The 736-nt window shown below is 44.6% G+C and carries 1 protein-coding gene; it reads right to left on the bottom strand.

Annotated elements, in window-relative coordinates; translation table 11 throughout:
• Positions 1-736 (bottom strand): hypothetical protein (locus tag L2755_RS22030; protein ID WP_248982763.1); only part of this gene is annotated, 736 nt, incomplete at both ends.

Raw genomic sequence — 736 nt, 5'->3', positions numbered from 1 at the left:
CGTCATAGCTAATATCTTGCCAACCATCACTATTGTCGATACTGGTAATTTGACCCAGTGCGTCGTAACCAAAGGATTGGTTAAACTGTTGTGCATGATTAAACCAAGCGGTGATATTACCGACTTCATCATATTGGTATTGCAGATGCTGCACATTGCTAGTCACTATCTGGCTGACCTGCCGCTGCTTGGTGTATTCAACGCCATGTTGTAAATGGTTGGCGCTAGTCCAAGCTTTTACCGGGCCAAATGCAAGGTAATCAAAATCCCAGCCAAGTGCTTTATCGTTATAATTGATGTAACTCAAGCGATTGTTGCGGTTGTACCAACTTTTAACCCTCTGGCCGCTGGGCATATAACGCTCAGTAATATTGCCATTTAGGTCATACTGCCATTGCTGCACGTACTCATCGCCGTTAATCGTGCTGCGCTGTTCAAAAAGCTGCCCTGACGGTTGATAACTGTAACGGGTATGGTTGTTATCATCTTGCTGTGTTTGGCACAGCTTGCCTATGCCATAGTTGCAGTTGTCGTAAATATAACTGAAAACGAGTTGAAAATTTTCCGAGATACCTATTAACCGATTGAGCACATCGTATTTAAGTTGACGAACAGTGCCGTCAGCCGTCGTCTCTAAGACCAGTGATCCCGCAAGGTATTGATATTGATTTGTGCCACCATCAGGGCTGATTTGGTTAACTTTTTCGCCAAAGCCGTTGTACTCATACGCGGTGAC

It is taken from the genome of Shewanella abyssi, assembly GCF_023284025.1.
GTDB classification, from domain to species: Bacteria; Pseudomonadota; Gammaproteobacteria; order Enterobacterales; family Shewanellaceae; genus Shewanella; species Shewanella abyssi.
The sequence above is the reverse complement of the archived record's forward strand: the minus strand, read 5'-3'. Positions and strand labels throughout refer to the sequence as shown.